Origin of the sequence: Rhodococcus mengyinensis, assembly GCF_048381435.1 — a bacterium.
Classification (GTDB): Bacteria; Actinomycetota; Actinomycetes; order Mycobacteriales; family Mycobacteriaceae; genus Rhodococcus_F; species Rhodococcus_F opacus_D.
The window spans coordinates 20,299-36,153 of the sequence record NZ_JBLWIT010000140.1; the positions used below are offsets into that span (position 1 = coordinate 20,299).

A 15,855-nucleotide genomic window follows, 5' to 3' on the forward strand; every position below is an offset into this window, starting at 1 on the left:
CTGTCCACGCCGGTAACTCACCGGGATCGCTGCCGAACGTGATCGCAGTGATCGGAGGAAGTCGAAATGGACATGGAACAGATCTTGGAAGTTCTCGTTCAACTCATCCAGGTCCTCGGACCGTTGATGGGTGGTGGCGGAGGCACAGGCTCGCTGGGCTCCTGAGAAATCCGCACGGAGGCCCGCCGGAAGATTGTCGCCGGCGGGCCTTCTGCCTGCCTGAACCCGGAGTCCCGATCGTGATAGGACTGTGGGCGTGAGCATGGCATACGGCTTCAGCGAGTACGGCGGCCCCGAGACGCAGCAGTTCTTCGACGTCCCCGTTCCCTCCCCCGGCCCCGGACAGTTGCTGGTCGCCGTCCACGCGGCCGGCGTGAATCCCGCCGATTGGAAGGTGCGGGCGGGCACGCGCAAGGACACCGTCCCCGTCACCCTTCCCGCCGTTCTGGGCCGGGAGGTCGCCGGTGTGGTCGCGGATGTCGGCCCCCGGGTGACCGGCTTCGCGGTCGGCGACGCCGTGTTCGGCGCGACCGCCACCGGATTCGGCGGATACACCGAGTACACCCTGCTCAACACGGCCTCGGCGGCGCACAAGCCCGACCCGGTCTCGTTCGCGGACGCGGCCACGCTCCCCGTCGCCGCGGGAACCGCGTACGACGCGCTGACCACCCTGGACCTGGCGCCCGGCAGTCGGTTGCTCGTCGTCGGTGCGGGCGGCGGCGTGGGGGTGGCGGCGCTGCAGTTGGCCGCGGCGCGGGACGTCACGGTGATCGGCGTCGCGAGCGAGAGCAAGCGGGAGGTCGTCGAATCGCTCGGTGCCACCTGGGTGGCGTCCGGAGACGGACTGGCCGCACGCCTACCCGGCCCGGTCGACGCCGTCTTCGACCTCGTCGGCGGTGACGCGCTCGCCGAGGCCGCGCGGGTGGTCGCGGATCCGGCGGCGATCATCAGCGTCGGCGACTCGCTCGCCGCGCGCGATCTCGGCGGCTCGGGAGTGGAACGGCGTCGAACGTCCGCGGTGTTCGCGGAGGTGGCCGCACTGGTGGCGGACGGGACCCTGGACCCGCGGGTCGCCCACCGATTCCCGTTCGCACACGCCGGTGACGCTCTCGCCATGGTCGAGTCCGGTCACACGAGCGGCAAGGTCGTGATCGAGTTCGGTGAGCAGGTCTGGCTTTCACCCGTTCCGAGGTAGATGCTGGAGAGACGTAACTGCCGGACACTCGGGAGTCGGTCATGAGCATCCTGATCCAGGTTCTCGAACAGGGGTACGCGCTCACCACTCCGTGGGAGCAACGGAAGTACGCCTTCGTCGATGCCACGCACATCGTGACGATTCGACTGGACGGACAGTCGGGCGTGTGGCTCGACGGGATGAAACACGGTGAGGCACACAGGCTTGCGGTCACCCCCACCCCCAGCGAGGCGATCTTCTTCCTCCTCCGCACCCTCGACCTGCTCGCCGAGTGCAGGCAGAGCGGAGGTTCCTGGGTGATCGGCCACGACGGAACGCACCTGTCGTCGATCGCCGCTGTGCGCCTGCCCTTCACTTGACCTGTCGGGGGCCCGGTGCATACTCCCCCGTGGTAGGGGGAGATGGGTCGAGCGCCGGGGGACGCATGAGACTTCTGTACGTGGCCGCGTGGCTGGCGGCGATCCTGACGGTCTGCGGTTGCGGGGTGTCGCTTCTCGACCTCAGCGGCCCCGGCCCCGCTCCGGGCAGTCCGCCCCGCGCACACATCGAGGAGTTGCTCGGCCGGGTCGCGACGGTCGAGTCCCGTCCGCACCCCGGCGGATACCAGCGCGGGTGTTCCGGCAAGGAGTTGTGTGTCTTCGGCCCGGCCTGGACCGACGACCAGGACGCCGCGGCCGGCCACGACGGGTGCGACACCCGCAACAACGTTCTCGCGCTCGATCTCCGCTCGGTGGCGTTCCGCGACGGCACCCGCGACTGCGTAGTGCTGAGCGGGGTCCTCGCCGATCCGTATTCCGGCGAGGTGCTCCAATTCGACCGAGCCGACGCCAAAGCCGTTCAGATCGACCACGTCTACCCCTTGGCGGCGGCGTGGGACATGGGCGCGTCGACGTGGTCGCCCGAGCGTCGGCTCCGGTTCGCCAACGACGTCACGTTCAATCTGCTGGCCGTCAACGGTGCGGACAATCAGGACAAGGGCGACCGGACCCCGCAGGACTGGCTTCCGCCGAATCCGGCGTACCACTGCTTCTACGCCGGCAAGTATCTCTCCGTGGCGGTGGAGTACGGGCTTCCGGTGACGCTGGCGGACCGCGACGCGCTCGCCGAGGTGGCGGAGAAGTGTCCGTGAGCGCCTCAGTAGACGGTGCCTCAAGACACGGTGAAGGAACGCGTGTGCCAGCCGGTGGCGCCACCCGGAATCGGCGGCGTCCGCTCCTCCACCTGAACGTTGCCGCCCAGATCCGTGGCGCGCACCTGGAGGGTGTGCAGGCCGGACGTGGCCTGCCACTCCCAGGTCCACTGCCGCCAGGTGTCGATGGTGTACTGGGGGGCGAGGGTCGCGGTCTGCCATTCGCCGTTGTCGACCCGCACCTCCACCTTCTCGATGCCGCGGTGCTGCGCCCACGCGGTTCCGGCGACGAGGACGGGTCCGGGTGCGGTGGGCGCGAACGAGGCGGGCACGTCGATCCGCGACGCAGTCTTGATCGGACCCTTCGCCGACCATCCGCGCTGGGTCCAGTAGGCCTCCGCCTCGTCGAATCGCGTGAGTTCCCAATCCACCACCCATTTGGTGGCCGACACGTAGCCGTAGAGACCGGGGACGACCTGCCGCACCGGATAACCGTGCTCGAACGGCAACGGCTGACCGTTCATCGCCACCGCGAGAATCGCGTCGCGCCCGTCCCGCAGGGCCTCGACCGGGGTGCCCGCCGTGAAGTCGTCGCTACTCGTGGACAGCAGCATGTCGGCACCGGGCTGCACGCCGGCCTCGTCGAGGATGTCCTTGATCGGGTAGCCGATCCACGTCGCGTTGCCGGCAAGGTTTCCGCCGACCTCGTTGGACACGCACGTCAGCGTGATCACCCGTTCGACGGGCGTCCTCGCGATCAGGTCGTCCCACGTCAGCGTGAGCTCGCGGTCGACCATGCCGTGGATGCGCAGTTGCCAGTCGTCCGTCGTCAACCGCGGGACCCGCAGTGCGGTGTCGATCCGGTAGAACTCCTCGTTCGACGTGACGAACGGGGTGGCGCCCGGCACGTCGACGTCGGTGCCGGGAGCGATCGGGGCCGCCCGGTCCGACACGTCGGGAAGGGCGAAGGCGCGGCGGTTGTCCAGAGCTCCCGCGGCCTGCTGCCCGAGGTACCGGCCGGCGGCTCCCGCGGCCGCGGCCGTCGCGGCGGCGGCCGCGGCCAACAGTAGAAAAGTCCGGCGCGGCAACCACGAATCCTCGGCATCGGAGTCCTCGGGCGCCCGCGCGGCGGTCGTCAGCACCCGCAGAACCGCGATGCCGGCGACGACTCCCACCACGGTCGGCAGCGCAAACATCCACGTGGCGCTGGGACGCTGGGTCGAGGCAAAGATTCCCACCAGCCCGAGAACCGCCAGGATCGCGCTGCCGAACGGGGCGCGGGGACGCTCGACGATGCCCGCTGTCGCAGCGAGGAGCACGATGAGGATCGTCATCCCGACGAACAGTGCGGGTTTGTCGTTGGTGCCGAACGTGTCGATCGCGAACTCGCGAGCCCAGGCAGGACTGCGGTCCACCGTCGTCGATCCGACCGCGTAGAACGGCGACGAGTTCGGGTCGATCAGCACCGACAGCAGTTCGCCCACCCCGAGCACGACTCCGGCGGCGATCACTCCGGCGAGCGCGCGGGAGAACAGGTGCCGCCGTCTCCGGGGCGTCCGCGCCGCCTCGTGCCGGTCACCGATCGTCGTAGTCATCGCAGCCCTGCTCCTTTGCCGTCGTCACCGTGTATTCGGAGCTGAGAACGCGCACGGATGGGAGCCCACTACTAGTATTTACCGGATGAACCAGCTCGACAAAGACACTCTTCTCTGCATCTCGCTCTCCGGCCGCCCGAGCAACATCGGCACCCGGTTTCACAATTATCTGTACGGCGAGCTGGGCCTCAATTTCGTCTACAAAGCGTTCACCACCAACGACCTCCAGGCTGCGGTCGGCGGCATCCGCGCGCTGGGCATTCGCGGCGCCGGTGTCTCCATGCCGTTCAAGGAGCAGATCATCGAGTACGTCGACGTGATGCACGAATCGGCGTCGGTCATCGAGTCCGTCAACACGGTGGTCAACGAGGACGGAGTGTTGCACGCCTACAACACCGACTACCAGGCCATCGCGAACCTGTTGCGCGACAACGCGTTGCCCCACTCGCTGTCCGTCGCGGTGGCCGGGAGCGGCGGAATGGCCAAAGCGGTGGTCGCCGCCGTGCGCGACTACGGCTTCACCGACGTCACGGTGGTCGCCCGCAACGAGACGACGGGCGGTGCCGTCGCGAAGCAGTACGGATTCGACTGGCAACCCGAACTCGGCGCGGCACGGCCGGGGCTCCTGATCAATGCCACCCCCGTCGGCATGGCGGGCGGTCCCGAAGCGGACGATCTGGCGTTCGAACTCGATGCGATCGATGCGGCGGAGGCCGTGTTCGATGTGGTTGCCATGCCCGCCGCGACGCCGCTGATCCGGGCCGCGGCCGAACGCCACAAGACCGTCATCACCGGCGCCGAGGTGATTGCACTGCAAGCGGCGGAGCAGTTCGTGCTCTACACCGGTGTCCGCCCGTCCCCCGAAGAGATCCGCAGGGCCTCCGAGTACTCACGGTCGTGAGGTGAGCACCGAGGAGTTCTTGCAACGGCTCACACGCAACTCGAGCGAGCTGCTGCAGGAACTCCGTGTCGCGCAGGCAGGCGTGCAGATCCCGTCCGCCTCCTCGCGGTCGCCTTCACCGGGACGGCATCCTGCGCAAGGCCGACCTGTTCGCGCCGGCTGTGAGGACCCGAACCCCGCATTTCGGCGCGACCGCGCCCGCGCACTGTTGTCCTACAACAGCTTTCGCGGGTCGTGATTCCAGCACGCCGCGGACCGCACTCGCATCCGAATCTGGATTAATTCAATTTTGGGTCTTGACATGAATTGTGACCCCTGTCACGCTTCTCTATACGGAATCATTATTTCGCATTGTGGAAGAAGGGTCGCATGGATCTCGATGCAGGACTCCAACGATTCAACGAGGCTTCACACTCCGAGGCAACGGAACTGGCGCGAATCTGCCTGGATATTCCCCGGTGGGCAGACGAACTCGTGTCCGCCCGGCCGTACACCGATCGCGCCTCACTTCTCACCGCCGCCAGGTCGGGCTCGGGACCGCTCTCCGCGGACGAGATCGAGCAAGCCCTCGCGCACCATCCCCGAATCGGTGAACCCCCGGGAGGCGACGACGCCCAGGCGCACCTGGCACGCTCGGAGCAGTCGAACGTCGATTCGTCCGATGCGGCGGCGCAGAAGCGGCTCACCGACGGCAACCGCGCCTACGAGGACAAGTTCGGCCGGGTCTTCCTCGTCCGCGCCGCCGGCCGCAGCACGTCCGACATCCTCACCGCACTCGACCGCCGGCTCCTCAACGACGAGGACAGCGAATTAGCCGTTGTCGCAGAGGAACTGCGCGACATCGCCGCACGTCGGCTCGCCGGGATGCTGGACGCATGAGCGAGATCAGCCAGGTCACCACCCACGTGCTGGATGCGGCCGAAGGCATGCCCGCGCGGGAGGTGCCGGTCACGCTGACGGTCCAGCGGCAGTCCGACTGGATCACCGTGGCCGAGGCCGTCACCGACGACGACGGACGCGTCACGACCCTGGGTCCCGCCCGACTCGAGCCGGGCACCTACCGGATCGTCTTCGACACCGGACGCTATTTCGCCTCGAAGGGACGTCCGGCGTTCTACCCCGACATCACCATCACGTTCGCGCTGACCGACAGCGAACAGCACTACCACGTACCAGTCCTTCTCAGCCCGTTCGCATACTCGACCTACCGAGGGAGCTAATCATGAGCAAGATCGTGCTCGGCCAGAACCAGTACGGCAAGGCAGAAGTCCGGTTGGTCAAGATCACCCGGGACACGAAGCGACACGAGATCGAAGACGTCACCGTGACGTCGCAACTGCGCGGCGACCTCGACGCGGTGCACACCGACGGCGACAACGCGCACGTCGTGGCCACGGACACCCAGAAGAACACGGTGTACGCGTTCGCCCGCGACGGCGTCGGCTCGATCGAGACGTTCGCCATGCGGCTCGGACAGCACTTCACGGGGGAATTCGAGTGGATCACCGGCGGCCGGTGGGAGATCGAGCAGTACTCGTGGGCGCGGATCCCGGTCGACGGCGAGGGCCACGACCATTCCTTCGTCCGATCGAGCGACGAACGGCGAAACACCGTGGTCACCATCGACGGCGATCGGACGTGGATCGTGTCCGGTCTCAGCAACATGGTGGTGTTGAAGTCGACGGGCTCGGAGTTCCGAGGCTACCCGAAGGACAAGTACACCACGCTGCAGGAGACGTCCGACCGGATCCTCGCGACGTCGGTGAGCGCCCGGTGGCGGTACCTCACCACCGACGTCGACTTCGACAAGACCTTCGAGAACGTGCGGGCAATCATGCTGGAGGCCTTCGCCACGACGCATTCGCTCGCGCTGCAGCAGTCCCTGTTCCAGATGGGTTCGGCGGTACTCGAGGCGCACCCCGAGATCGCCGAGGTGAAGTTCTCGATGCCGAACAAACACCACTTCCTCGTCGACCTGGAACCGTTCGGACTCGACAACCCCGGCGAGGTGTTCTTCGCGGCCGACCGCCCCTACGGGTTGATCGAGGCGACCGTCGAGCGCGAGGACGCTCCCGACGCCGGCCGCGCCTGGGATTCCGTTCCCGGATTCTGCTAGGAGCGCGGCGATGAAGCGGATCGGACACCGGGTTGCCGGAACTCCCGGACCCGAGGACGAGCGTTTGCCGCTCGGAAAGTCGTATGTCTACGGTTTGCAGCACATCCTGACGATGTACGGCGGCGTGATCGCGCCTCCCCTGATCGTCGGCGGCGCCGCCGGACTGACCGGCGTCGAGATCGGACTGCTCGTGTCGGCGGCTTTGTTCGTCAGCGGTGCGGCCACACTGCTGCAGACCCTCGGCGTTCCGTATTTCGGGGCAAAACTTCCCCTCGTTCAGGGCATTTCCTTTGCCTCGGTGTCCACGATGGTGGCGGTGGCCAGCGGTCCGGGCGGACTGCGCTCGGTGTTCGGAGCCATCATGGTCGCCGGTGCGATCGGGCTGTTGATCAGCCCGTTCTTCTGCAGGATCGTGCGCTACTTCCCGCCGGTCGTCACCGGATCGATCATCACGGTCATCGGCATCTCCCTCCTTCCGGTCGCGGTGCGCTGGGCGATGGGCGGCAACGCCAAGGCTCCGGACTGGGGGTCGATGTCCAATATCGGACTCGCCGGGTTCAGCCTGTTCATCGTGTTGCTGGTGAGCCGGCTGGTGCAGGGAACCCTGTCGCGGTTGTCGATCCTGATCGGCATCGTCGTGGGAACCCTGTTCGCCGCGCTGATCGGCAAGGCCGACTTCGGTGCCGTCGGAAAGGGCGCGATCTTCGAACTGCCGCAGGTGTTCTCGTTCGGCACTCCCCTGTTCCAGATCGGCGCGATCATCTCGATGACGGTGGTGATCCTCGTGATCATGACCGAGACGACGGCGGACATCCTGGCCGTCGGCGAGATCGTGGAAACGAAAGTCGACGCCCGCCGGGTGGGCGACGGTCTTCGCGCCGACATGCTCGCCACCACCGTGGCACCGGTGTTCGGCACGTTCCCGGCCAGCGCGTTCGCTCAGAACGTCGGGCTGGTCGCGATCACCGGAATCAAGAGCAGATACGTTGTCGCGGCCGGAGGTTCAGTTCTGTTCGCTCTCGGACTGTTCCCCGTCCTGGGGCGACTGGTGGCGTCCGTGCCGCTGCCCGTCCTCGGCGGTGCGGGGATCGTCCTCTTCGGTTCGGTGGCCGCGAGTGGAATCCGGACACTGTCCAAGGTGTCGTACGACGGCAACCTCAACCTGGTGATCGTTGCGGTGGCCCTCGGATTCGGGGTCATTCCGATCGCGGTGCCCGAGTTCTACGCGGCCTTCCCGGAATGGGTGCACATCGTCTTCGACTCGGGAATCAGCGCGGCCAGCATCGTCGCGGTGCTGCTCAACATCCTGTTCAACGAGATCAAGGCCGGCAACCGGCCCACTCCCTCGGTGGTCTCGGCGGCGCCGCCCGTCCTCGTCCACCCAGCCGAGGACTCGGAGCACCCGGCAGACACGGCGCGCACCTCCGCCGTGCGCAATGAGTAAACAGACAGGCCACCCCCTGGTCGGGCGGTGCGGTCGCGACGCTACCGGTCCGCGACTGCACCGCCCTCCCTGCGAAGATCGAGCAGGCGCATCACCCGTGTCGCACTCACCCCGTGAACGAGGACGGAGAGGACGACGGTGAAGGCCACCGTCGACCACAACCATTTCTCGTCGTCCACGCCGGCTTCCGCAGCGGCGTAGGCGAGATAGTAGATCGATCCGATTCCGCGAACCCCGAAGAACGCGGTGACCCGGCGCTCGGGCCCGGACATTTCCTCGCAGCCCAGAAGCGAAAGCCATCCCACCATCGGCCGGATGACGAACACGAGGGCTGCCGCGACGAGAACCCCGCCCCACGTCAGTCCGGTCAGCAGACCGGAGGTGAGCGCCACCCCCAGCAGGAGCAGGACGGCGAGGGTGAGCACGTGTTCGAGTTGCTCGATCAGGCTGTGCATCTCGGCGTGGTAGTCGTGGGCCCGCTCCGTCCGACGGATCGCGACGGCGCAGGCGAAGACGGCGAGAAAGCCGTATCCCCCGGCCAGTTCGGTGAGTCCGTACACGGCGAACGTGGCGGCGAGCGCGAAGATCGGTTCGCTGCGTTCGGCGAGGCGCATGTGTGTGATCGGGAAGCGGAAGACCGCGCGGCCGAACAGATCACCGGCAATCCACCCCAGGGCCGCGCCGATGACGACCTTGCCGATCAGCTCCCAGGCCACCCACTGCACGATCCACTGCTCGATCGGTCCCTTGCCGATCATGAACAGCGCCAGATACACGAACGGGAAAGCGAGAGCGTCGTTGAGCCCGGCCTCCGAGGTGAGCGCGAACCGGACCTCGTCGTCCTCCCGATGGGACTCACCGCCCGAGGTGGGACCCTCCACCTGCACGTCGGACGCCAGAACCGGGTCGGTGGGCGCGAGGACGGCCCCGAGCAGGATCGCTACGGCGGGGGTCAGTGCCGCCACCCACCAGCCGAGCAGCGCGACAGCGGCGATTCCGAGAGGCATCGCGATGAGCAGCAGGCGCCACGTCGAATTCCACGTCCGCCAGCCCAGAGGCCTGTCGATCGCCAGTCCCACACCCATCAGGGCGACGATGACGCAGGTTTCACTCAGGTGCTCCGTCACAGCCGGATGCAGTGCCGGCGACAGGGTATCCGTGCCCGACTCGCCGAGCAGCAGGCCGCCGCCGGCCCCGACCGCCAGGACGATCAGCGGCGCCGAGACGGCACGGTCCTGGAACAGGCGCGGAACGGTGGCGGCCAGCAGAAGAGCCAGTCCTGCCGTGAGATACACGAAATCGGTGTTCAGCGCGGTCCACCGCCTCCGCGTGGGGAAGATCCAGTCCGGTCGCCTCCGGTTACCCCCGTGCGCGAATCCGAACCAGCGCCGTCACCCCACCTCACCCCGCAGCAGGGACGCCATTCGCGCGTCGAACGCCACGAACAGCACCCGGGGGATTCCGGCGTCCGACTCACGGACGGCACCGACCGCCTGCCGGACGGCGTCGTCCGCGGGCCAGCCGTACACCCCGGACGAGATCAGCGGGAACGCGACGGACTGCGCGCCGAGATCGGAGGCCACCGCCAGGCTGCTGGTGTAGGCGCTGCGCAGGGTGGCCGACCGATCGTCCGACGCGGAGTACACGGGGCCGACCGTGTGGATCACCCATCGAGCCGGCAACCGGCCCGCCGTCGTCGCGACCGCCTGCCCCGCCAGGAGCCCGTCCTGCAGTGTGGTGGCCCGCAGCTGCCTGCATTCGGCGAGGATCTCGGGGCCACCGGCCCGGTGGATGGCGCCGTCCACGCCACCACCGCCGAGCAGACCGGAGTTGGCGGCGTTGACAATGGCGTCGACCTCGACCGTCGTGATGTCACCCTGCACTACCTCGATGGTGGTCATCACCCCATTATCGCCGCGAGCTCACCGCGACCCGCACGATCAGTCCGGCGACCAGCGCCCAGAACGCGGACCCGATGCCGAGGATGCTCACCCCCGACGCGGCGATCAGGAAGGTGACGACGGCGCCTTCCCGTTCGCGGACGTCGTCGAGGGCGGAGGCCAGTGCCCCGCCGAGGGTGCCGAGGAGCGCGAGACCGGCGACCGCCTCCACGACGCCCTCAGGTGCCGCGGCGATGAGCGTGGCCACCGCGGCGGAACAGGCGGCGAGCACCAGGTAGGCCCAGCCTGCCGTGAAGGCCGCGACCCAGCGCTTTTTGGGATCGGGGTGTGCGGACGGTGCGGCGGCGAGGGCGGCGCTGATGGCGGCGAGGTTGATGGCGTGTCCACCGGCGGGCGCGCCCACCAGGGTCCCGACTCCGGTCACCAGCATGGCCGGCCGCCACGGCACCCGGTAGCCGAACGAATTCATGACGGCGGTCCCGGGGATGTTCTGGGACGCCATCGTCACGATGTACAGCGGGATCGCGATCCCGATCATCGCCTGCCACGTCCAGGCCGGTGCGGTGACGTCGAGTCTCGGCAGGAGCGCGCTGGTGTCCAGCCCGTCGCTGCCGGAGGCGAGACCGATCGCGATCACCACTGCGGCAGCCGCGAACGCGGCCGGCACCGCCCACCGCGGCGAGTACCGCTGCAGGACCAGCCACACGAGAATCACGGGTGCGACGGCCATCGGAGCGTCACGCAGCGCCAGCACCGGCGCCAGGCAAAGCGGCAGTAGCACCCCCGCGAGCATCGCCTGCGCCAACGCCGACGGGATGGCCGCGATGAGCCGTCCCAGCCGCGGCCACAGTCCCGTGAGGATCACCGCCGCCCCCACGACGACGAACGCCCCGACCGCGGCCGGCCAGCCGCCGCTCACCGTCCCCGCACCGGCGAGGAGAGCGGCGCCCGGCGTCGACCACGCCAGCGTGATCGGCATGCGGTAGTGCCGCGACATCCACAGCATGCCCAGCGCCTGCGTCACACACAACGCCAGCAGTCCCGACGCGGCCTGGGCGGAGTTCGCTCCCACCGCCGTCAGTCCGGTGAGTACGACCGCGAACGAACTGGTGAAGCCCACCAGGGCGGTGACGATTCCGGCGCTGATCGGCTGGGCGGCGGAATCGGGTGAGCGCACATCGCTGTCGGGCACAGACATAGGACGCGATTCTGCCCGACGCATGGTCCGGGGGATCCGTGGCATTAGGGTCGGCACGGTGAAACACGACGACGCCCCCGCACTGCCGACGGCCGCCGACTTCCCCGCCCTGTGGCCGGTGCCGACCCGTTGGGCCGACAACGACCACTACGGGCACGTCAACAACGTCACGTACTACTCGTACTTCGACACGGCCGTCAACGGCTGGCTGATCGCGACGACGGGCACCGACATCCGCGATCTGTCCGCCATCGGCGTGGTCGCCGAGACGTCCTGCAAGTACGTCAGCGAGCTGACGTTCCCGGACCGTCTGCAGGTGGGGTTGTCCGTCGAGAAGCTGGGCACCCGGAGCATCGTGTATGCGCTCGCGATCTTCCGCGAGAACGACGACGCGCTCGAACTCGCTGCTCTCGGCCGTTTCGTGCACGTGTACGTGGACGCGAAGACCCGGCGACCGGTGCCGATTCCTGCCAAAATCCGGAGCGCTGCAACCCTTCTGGTGGCGCCGGACGCCGTCTGAACGTCCGGCACGACCAGGCGGTTCAGCGCAGTCCCTCAGCCTCCGCCGTGGCCACCGCCCGGGCGATGATGCCGTCGATCAGCGCGACCGTGGGCGCACCGGTCTCGGCCTTGTTCCGGGGGTCGTCGATCACCCGGCGCAGGACGCCTTCGGCGATGATCGCCAACTTCCACAACGCCAGCACGTGCCAGTACCCGACATGCGTGACATCGCGTTTCGTGTGGTGGACGTAGGCCTCCACGAGGTCGGCCCGGGTGGGGAATCCCTCCAGAGTGGAGGCAGGGAACGGTCCGGCGTCCTCGTCGCCCGCCTCGGGCCAGTAGGCCAGCAATGCGCCGACGTCGGCGAGGGGGTCGCCCAGCGTGCACAGTTCCCAGTCGACCACTGCGACCACCTCACCTTCCTCGGGCGAGGTGATGACGTTGCTCAGGTGAAAATCACCGTGCACCAACGACAGTTCGGTCTGCTCCGGCATGTTGCGCTCGAGGATGCCCGCCAGGTCCTCGATCGCGGGCACGTCGCGGGTGCGGGACTTCTCCCACTGATCCGTCCAGCGGTTCAACTGCCTTGCCGCGTACGGCTTGTGACTGGCCAGATCCTCCAGCCCGGCGTCCCCGAGATCGACCGCATGGATCTTCGCGAGAGCCTTCGGCATCGCCAGTCCGACGGCATTCCGCTGTTCGGGTGTCAGCTTCTTCGCCACGCCGATACTGTCGATCACCACCCCCGCGACGTAACTCATCAGCACGAGCGGCGCGTCCGTGACCTCCGGATCGTCGGTGAGCCCGAGGATCTTCGGCACCGGAACGTCGGATCCCTGCAGAGAGGACAGAATCCGATGTTCGCGGACCACGTCGTGCGCCGACGCGAGCAGATGTCCGAGCGGTGGCCGCCGCAGCACCCACCGACCACCACCCGCGTCGCTGACCGCGTACGTGAGATTCGACTGACCGTTCCCGATCCTCTCGAAGCTCAGCGGCGCGATCGCTCCCACGCCGAGTCCGGCAATCCACGCAGAAACGGCATCTTCGTTCAGCCCCACAGCATTCACGCGCTCGATGCTAACCGCTCGGAAGCCCGATGCGGAGGGAACCGGTCCGCACCGCAGGTCGCGGCCCTAGGGTGGCAACAGTGAGGCCGATTCGGCCGGAACTGGAGGGACCGACGTGGAAGTTTTCCTCATCGTGTGCGGCGTGCTCCTCGCCGTGAGTGCCGTCGCCGTGAGCATTCCCAAGCTGAGGCTGAAGGGAACCGCGTGGACGGGGTTGCAATCCCGGGGCCTGAGCGGGCAGCAGGTGCGGCTGATCGGCGTGGCGGAACTCGCCGGGGGTGTCGGCGTTCTCGTCGGCCTCTACTGGACTCCACTGGGAGTGATCGCGGCGGTGGCGCTGCTGATTCTCCTCCTGTGCGCAATCGGCTTTCACGTCCGGCACGGCGACTACGGCAACCCCGACACCCGGGCCGTCGCGATGCCCGCGGTGTACCTCGCGGTGCTGGCCGTCCTCGCCTCGATCGGGTTCGTGTTCGCGGGGTGATCCGGGTCCTCGGACCCTTGCAGCAACAACCTGGCGTCGGCTGTGTCCGAATTGGTCATTAGACACAGCATGACACCTCCCGACCCCCTGAAAATGGGCATTCTGCCCGAAGCCGGCGGTGCCACTTGCGCACTTCGCGTTCCCGTGGATGCTGTGAAGTAGGACACACACTTGTCCTGCCGCAGTACCCGTCTCCTACGAACCCACAAGGTTCACGGACTCGACAACGCGAGGTGACCCCGATGGTCGACAAGATTGCCTATCCGGTCCAGCTCATCCAGCCGGACGGCCGACGGGTCTTCAGACCCGACTACACGAGCCTGGTCCGCGACATCGGACCCGACCAACTGCGCGGCCTCTACGAGGACCTCGTGGTCGCGCGTCGGATGGATGTCGAAGCGGTCGCCCTGCAACGCCAGGGCGAACTGGGACTCTGGGCCCCCATGCTCGGGCAGGAAGCCGCACAGGTCGGCTCCGCCCGCGCCCTCCGCCCCGACGACTACGCGTTCATCAGCTACCGCGAACACGCCGTCGCCTACTGCCGGGGCGTGGACCCGGGGGTGATGACCCGCATGTGGAGGGGATGCGCCCATTCCGCATGGGATCCGAGTGCCGTGAACGTGACGAATCCCGCGATCGTCGTCGGCTCCCAGGGGCTGCACGCCACCGGCTACGCCATGGGCGCCCACCTGGACGGCGCGGAGATCGCGACGATCGCCTATTTCGGCGACGGCGCCACCAGTCAGGGCGACCTCGCCGAGGCCCTCGGCTTCTCGATGAGCTTCAACGCGCCGGTCGTATTCTTCTGCCAGAACAACCAGTTCGCGATCAGCGAACCGGTCCACCTGCAGAGTCCGGTCCCCATCGCGCAGCGCGCCGCCGGGTACGGCATGCCCGCCCTCCGAGTGGACGGCAACGACGTTCTCGCGGTCCTCGCGGTCACCCGCCAGGCCACTCAGCGGGCGCGCGAAGGCAGTGGGCCGACGTTCATCGAGGCCGTCACGTACCGGATGGGCCCCCACACCACGTCGGACGATCCCACCCGGTATCGGGCGGCAGCCGAGACCGAGGTCTGGAAGGCCCGCGACCCGATCGACCGGGTGAGGCGCCTCCTCGACCGGGAGGGCCTGCTCGACGACACGTTCCTCGCCGGGGTGCAGGCCACCGCCGACGACGTCGCGGCGCGACTGCGGTCCGGGACCATCGGCGCTCCCGATCCGGAGCCGCTCGACCTGTTCGAGCACGTGTATTCCACCGCCCACCCACTCATCGACGAGGAACGCGAGCAGTACGCCGCGTACCTCGCGGGCTTCGCAGGCATCGAGGAGGCACTGTCATGACCACCACCACACTGTCGCTCGGCGCCGCACTCAACGCAGGCCTCCGGCGCGCCCTCGAACACGACCGCAAGGTCGTGATCATGGGTGAGGACGTCGGACGCCTCGGCGGGGTCTTCCGCGTCACCGACACCCTGCAGAAGGATTTCGGCGACAACCGGGTCATCGACACCCCACTCGCGGAATCCGGAATCATCGGCGCCGCGTTCGGCATGGCCCTGCGCGGCTACCGGCCCGTCTGCGAGATCCAGTTCGACGGCTTCGTCTACCCCGCGTTCGACCAGATCGTGTCCCAGGTGGCCAAGATTCACTACCGCACGCAGGGCCGGGTCACCGCGCCCCTCACGATCCGGATCCCGTACGGCGGCGGCATCGGCGCGGTCGAGCACCATTCGGAGTCGCCGGAGGCGTACTTCGCTCACACCGCCGGACTGCGCGTCGTGACTCCCAGCAACCCGGCGGACGCGTTCCACATGATCCAGCAGTCCGTCGCGGCGGACGACCCGGTGGTGTTCTTCGAACCGAAGCGGCGGTACTGGGACAAGGCCGAGTTCGACGTGCACGCCGAACCGGACCTGCCGCTGCATCGGGCCCGGGTGGCCAGGGAGGGCACGGACGCCACCATCGTCGCGTACGGTTCCGTCGTGCCGACGGCCCTGTCGGCCGCGTCCATCGCCGCCGACGAGGGGCACTCGCTCGAGGTGATCGACCTGCGCTCCCTCGCGCCGATCGACTTCGACACCATCGAGGAGTCGGTTCGCAAGACCCGAAGACTCGTCGTCGCGCACGAGGCGTCGACGTTCCTCGGCCTGGGCGCGGAGATCGCCGCCCGCATTTCCGAGCGGTGCTTCTACCAGCTGGACGCGCCGGTCCTGAGGGTCGGCGGATTCGACGTTCCGTATCCCCCGGCGAAACTGGAACTGCACCATCTGCCGGACGCCGACCGCCTGCTCGACGCGGTCGATCGCAGCCTCGCGGCCTGAT

The 15,855-nt window shown here is 68.0% G+C and carries 18 protein-coding genes; 13 read left to right on the plus strand and 5 right to left on the minus strand.

The genetic code is table 11. The features are described 5' to 3' along the window. The first annotated feature begins 262 nt into the window (after positions 1 to 262). From ACNJ7E_RS35720 to ACNJ7E_RS35730, 3 genes are all read left to right on the plus strand, one after another. On the plus strand, positions 263 to 1,195 hold the full coding sequence (locus ACNJ7E_RS35720; protein WP_280783711.1) for an NADP-dependent oxidoreductase: 933 nt from the start codon (positions 263 to 265) through the stop codon (positions 1,193 to 1,195). Between the two features lie 41 nt (positions 1,196 to 1,236). Then, positions 1,237 to 1,554 (plus strand): hypothetical protein, encoded by a 318-nt coding sequence (locus tag ACNJ7E_RS35725; RefSeq protein WP_005252838.1) that lies wholly within the window; start codon positions 1,237 to 1,239, stop codon positions 1,552 to 1,554. Between the two features lie 65 nt (positions 1,555 to 1,619). After that, complete coding sequence (locus ACNJ7E_RS35730; RefSeq protein ID WP_418342098.1) at positions 1,620 to 2,324, plus strand: HNH endonuclease family protein; 705 nt, start codon at positions 1,620 to 1,622, stop codon at positions 2,322 to 2,324. A 20-nt stretch (positions 2,325 to 2,344) separates the two neighbouring features. On the opposite strand, the gene ACNJ7E_RS35735 is transcribed toward ACNJ7E_RS35730, so the two are convergent. Continuing rightward, positions 2,345 to 3,919, minus strand: a complete 1,575-nt coding sequence (locus tag ACNJ7E_RS35735; RefSeq protein ID WP_418342099.1) for a molybdopterin-dependent oxidoreductase — start codon at positions 3,917 to 3,919, stop codon at positions 2,345 to 2,347. Between the two features lie 85 nt (positions 3,920 to 4,004). Here ACNJ7E_RS35735 and ACNJ7E_RS35740 point away from each other — a divergent pair, with 85 nt between their 5' ends. The 6 genes from ACNJ7E_RS35740 to ACNJ7E_RS35765 all read left to right on the plus strand — a co-directional run bounded on the left by ACNJ7E_RS35740 (position 4,005) and on the right by ACNJ7E_RS35765 (position 8,380). Further along, positions 4,005 to 4,820 carry a shikimate 5-dehydrogenase gene (locus tag ACNJ7E_RS35740; protein WP_280783668.1) on the plus strand — a complete coding sequence of 272 codons (816 nt, stop codon included), beginning with the start codon at positions 4,005 to 4,007 and terminating at the stop codon, positions 4,818 to 4,820. 1 nt (position 4,821) lies between these two features. Beyond that, positions 4,822 to 5,058: a DUF6328 family protein gene (locus ACNJ7E_RS35745; protein WP_280783669.1), complete on the plus strand. Its 237-nt coding sequence runs from the start codon at positions 4,822 to 4,824 to the stop codon at positions 5,056 to 5,058. Positions 5,059 to 5,189: 131 nt separating this feature from the next. Then, the gene (uraD, locus tag ACNJ7E_RS35750) at positions 5,190 to 5,699 is read left to right on the plus strand and encodes a 2-oxo-4-hydroxy-4-carboxy-5-ureidoimidazoline decarboxylase (protein ID WP_280783670.1); all 510 of its coding nucleotides are present in this window, start codon (positions 5,190 to 5,192) and stop codon (positions 5,697 to 5,699) included. Beyond that, on the plus strand, positions 5,696 to 6,040 hold the full coding sequence (uraH, locus tag ACNJ7E_RS35755) for a hydroxyisourate hydrolase (RefSeq protein ID WP_280783671.1): 345 nt from the start codon (positions 5,696 to 5,698) through the stop codon (positions 6,038 to 6,040). The genes uraD and uraH overlap by 4 nt, the downstream gene beginning before the upstream one ends. Before the next feature lie 2 nt (positions 6,041 to 6,042). Continuing rightward, positions 6,043 to 6,936: a factor-independent urate hydroxylase gene (gene pucL, locus ACNJ7E_RS35760; protein WP_280783672.1), complete on the plus strand. Its 894-nt coding sequence runs from the start codon at positions 6,043 to 6,045 to the stop codon at positions 6,934 to 6,936. Positions 6,937 to 6,946: 10 nt separating this feature from the next. Continuing rightward, positions 6,947 to 8,380, plus strand: coding sequence for a nucleobase:cation symporter-2 family protein (locus ACNJ7E_RS35765; RefSeq protein WP_280783673.1), 1,434 nt, complete (start codon positions 6,947 to 6,949; stop codon positions 8,378 to 8,380). Between the two features lie 41 nt (positions 8,381 to 8,421). Here ACNJ7E_RS35765 and ACNJ7E_RS35770 read toward each other — a convergent pair whose 3' ends face one another. The 3 genes from ACNJ7E_RS35770 to ACNJ7E_RS35780 all read right to left on the minus strand — a co-directional run bounded on the left by ACNJ7E_RS35770 (position 8,422) and on the right by ACNJ7E_RS35780 (position 11,479). Then, the gene (locus ACNJ7E_RS35770) at positions 8,422 to 9,675 is read right to left on the minus strand and encodes a cation:proton antiporter (RefSeq protein ID WP_280783674.1); all 1,254 of its coding nucleotides are present in this window, start codon (positions 9,673 to 9,675) and stop codon (positions 8,422 to 8,424) included. Between the two features lie 96 nt (positions 9,676 to 9,771). Beyond that, on the minus strand, positions 9,772 to 10,281 hold the full coding sequence (locus ACNJ7E_RS35775; RefSeq protein WP_418342100.1) for an O-acetyl-ADP-ribose deacetylase: 510 nt from the start codon (positions 10,279 to 10,281) through the stop codon (positions 9,772 to 9,774). Between the two features lie 7 nt (positions 10,282 to 10,288). After that, positions 10,289 to 11,479 (minus strand): benzoate/H(+) symporter BenE family transporter, encoded by a 1,191-nt coding sequence (locus ACNJ7E_RS35780; RefSeq protein WP_418342101.1) that lies wholly within the window; start codon positions 11,477 to 11,479, stop codon positions 10,289 to 10,291. Positions 11,480 to 11,501: 22 nt separating this feature from the next. Between ACNJ7E_RS35780 and ACNJ7E_RS35785 the strand changes: the two genes are divergently transcribed. Next, the gene (locus tag ACNJ7E_RS35785; RefSeq protein WP_418342102.1) at positions 11,502 to 11,999 is read left to right on the plus strand and encodes an acyl-CoA thioesterase; all 498 of its coding nucleotides are present in this window, start codon (positions 11,502 to 11,504) and stop codon (positions 11,997 to 11,999) included. A 22-nt stretch (positions 12,000 to 12,021) separates the two neighbouring features. Here the strand turns inward: ACNJ7E_RS35785 and ACNJ7E_RS35790 are convergent, their stop codons facing one another. Further along, complete coding sequence (locus tag ACNJ7E_RS35790) at positions 12,022 to 13,050, minus strand: phosphotransferase family protein (RefSeq protein WP_280783676.1); 1,029 nt, start codon at positions 13,048 to 13,050, stop codon at positions 12,022 to 12,024. Between the two features lie 115 nt (positions 13,051 to 13,165). Between ACNJ7E_RS35790 and ACNJ7E_RS35795 the strand changes: the two genes are divergently transcribed. The 3 genes from ACNJ7E_RS35795 (at position 13,166) to ACNJ7E_RS35805 (ending at position 15,854) form a co-directional block, all read left to right on the plus strand. Next, positions 13,166 to 13,534, plus strand: coding sequence for a DoxX family protein (locus tag ACNJ7E_RS35795; protein ID WP_283335842.1), 369 nt, complete (start codon positions 13,166 to 13,168; stop codon positions 13,532 to 13,534). Between the two features lie 242 nt (positions 13,535 to 13,776). Further along, positions 13,777 to 14,874 (plus strand): pyruvate dehydrogenase (acetyl-transferring) E1 component subunit alpha, encoded by a 1,098-nt coding sequence (gene pdhA, locus ACNJ7E_RS35800; RefSeq protein WP_418342103.1) that lies wholly within the window; start codon positions 13,777 to 13,779, stop codon positions 14,872 to 14,874. Further along, positions 14,871 to 15,854, plus strand: a complete 984-nt coding sequence (locus ACNJ7E_RS35805) for an alpha-ketoacid dehydrogenase subunit beta (protein ID WP_280783679.1) — start codon at positions 14,871 to 14,873, stop codon at positions 15,852 to 15,854. The genes pdhA and ACNJ7E_RS35805 overlap by 4 nt, the downstream gene beginning before the upstream one ends. Position 15,855 lies beyond the last annotated feature (1 nt).

Coding starts and splice junctions, on each gene's coding strand:
- ACNJ7E_RS35720 (WP_280783711.1), top strand. CDS start 263: ATGGCATACGGCTTCAGCGAGTACGGCGGCCCCGAGACGCAGCAGTTC.
- ACNJ7E_RS35805 (WP_280783679.1), top strand. CDS start 14,871: ATGACCACCACCACACTGTCGCTCGGCGCCGCACTCAACGCAGGCCTC.
- ACNJ7E_RS35775 (WP_418342100.1), bottom strand. CDS start 10,281: ATGACCACCATCGAGGTAGTGCAGGGTGACATCACGACGGTCGAGGTC.
- uraD (WP_280783670.1), top strand. CDS start 5,190: ATGGATCTCGATGCAGGACTCCAACGATTCAACGAGGCTTCACACTCC.
- uraH (WP_280783671.1), top strand. CDS start 5,696: ATGAGCGAGATCAGCCAGGTCACCACCCACGTGCTGGATGCGGCCGAA.
- ACNJ7E_RS35730 (WP_418342098.1), top strand. CDS start 1,620: ATGAGACTTCTGTACGTGGCCGCGTGGCTGGCGGCGATCCTGACGGTC.
- ACNJ7E_RS35785 (WP_418342102.1), top strand. CDS start 11,502: ATGGTCCGGGGGATCCGTGGCATTAGGGTCGGCACGGTGAAACACGAC.
- ACNJ7E_RS35740 (WP_280783668.1), top strand. CDS start 4,005: ATGAACCAGCTCGACAAAGACACTCTTCTCTGCATCTCGCTCTCCGGC.
- ACNJ7E_RS35765 (WP_280783673.1), top strand. CDS start 6,947: ATGAAGCGGATCGGACACCGGGTTGCCGGAACTCCCGGACCCGAGGAC.
- ACNJ7E_RS35735 (WP_418342099.1), bottom strand. CDS start 3,919: ATGACTACGACGATCGGTGACCGGCACGAGGCGGCGCGGACGCCCCGG.
- pdhA (WP_418342103.1), top strand. CDS start 13,777: ATGGTCGACAAGATTGCCTATCCGGTCCAGCTCATCCAGCCGGACGGC.
- pucL (WP_280783672.1), top strand. CDS start 6,043: ATGAGCAAGATCGTGCTCGGCCAGAACCAGTACGGCAAGGCAGAAGTC.
- ACNJ7E_RS35780 (WP_418342101.1), bottom strand. CDS start 11,479: ATGTCTGTGCCCGACAGCGATGTGCGCTCACCCGATTCCGCCGCCCAG.
- ACNJ7E_RS35725 (WP_005252838.1), top strand. CDS start 1,237: ATGAGCATCCTGATCCAGGTTCTCGAACAGGGGTACGCGCTCACCACT.